This window comes from Dickeya sp. ws52, assembly GCF_007210685.1.
Taxonomy (GTDB): domain Bacteria; phylum Pseudomonadota; class Gammaproteobacteria; order Enterobacterales; family Enterobacteriaceae; genus Dickeya; species Dickeya chrysanthemi.
On the sequence record NZ_SZVX01000074.1, the window covers coordinates 1 to 222 of the forward strand.

Sequence of the window (222 nt, forward strand, 5' to 3'; positions counted from 1 at the left end):
TTTTTAGCGGCATCCCGTCGGTAAAGCCGGCTTCGGTAAGCCAGGCACCTTGCAGATGAATCGCCTGAAAGCAGGACGGTAACCGTTATGACCCGGCACAGACCTGTGTGTCGGCGAGCGGTAGCTTTACCTTCGGCAGCATGACCGGCGGCGGGGCGAGCTTCAGCTTCAGCCGTGACAAGGTGCACAGCAACTTCGACAGCGTGCAGGAGCAGAGCGGTC

General features: G+C 60.4%; 1 protein-coding gene. It reads right to left on the bottom strand.

Going from position 1 to position 222, the window contains the following annotated elements; genetic code table 11:
* Positions 1 to 61, bottom strand: a 61-nt coding sequence (locus FDP13_RS22030) for a SymE family type I addiction module toxin (protein WP_143840386.1), incomplete at its 3' end; no start/stop codon positions are given.
* Positions 62 to 222: the final 161 nt, after the last annotated feature.